Source organism: Ensifer sp. M14 (genome assembly GCF_003355565.1).
In the GTDB taxonomy this organism is placed as follows: domain Bacteria; phylum Pseudomonadota; class Alphaproteobacteria; order Rhizobiales; family Rhizobiaceae; genus Ensifer.
On sequence record NZ_QJNR01000034.1, the window covers coordinates 1 to 558 of the forward strand.

Annotated in this window: 2 pseudogenes; both read left to right on the forward strand. The window is 55.0% G+C overall.

Annotated features, from left to right (window positions below):
- Window positions 1-237 precede the first annotated feature (237 nt).
- Window positions 238-369: pseudogene (locus BLJAPNOD_RS34970) on the forward strand (IS5/IS1182 family transposase); the annotation flags it as partial.
- 15 nt (window positions 370-384) lie between these two features.
- Window positions 385-558, forward strand: a pseudogene (locus BLJAPNOD_RS36450) (IS110 family transposase); the annotation flags it as partial.

Here is a 558-nt window from a genome sequence, read left to right on the forward strand (position 1 = left end):
TGTCACAGTCTTCGTCGCTGCAGGTTTGGCTAACTTTGCTCTTGATGTGAACCCCTCAAGATGCCGCGATTTCCCGGAGCGCTGACGTGTGTGTTCAAGCATGGAACTTTGCCCCCCTTCGGCGCCGAACCTTGACCCACTACGTTTGGGCTAACGGATGGTCATTGTTCAGAATTCCGGATTGCTGCCGGGGTCAACGTCGCGCGCCTATGGTGGGGTCAGATCCTCTGCCGAAACACAATCGTGGAACGGTTCTTCAACAGGATCAAGCAGTTCCGAGGCATCGCAACCCGATATGACAAGCGCCCGGAAAACTACCTCGCCGCCGTAAAGCTCGTCGCAACAAGAATATGGTGCCAAAGTTTATGAGTCGACGCCGTAGCACAAATCAAGGCTGTAGAAGCAGAGCGAGATGCCTTGATCGCCCACGAGACGCCGGAAACGCCGGCAGGAGCGACCGCTCTTTTGGGCATCAGAGGAATTGGTCCAGAGTTCGCTACGATACTCTACACGGAAGGCCTGTTCCGACACTTCGATAATCGACGCCAAATCGCATCT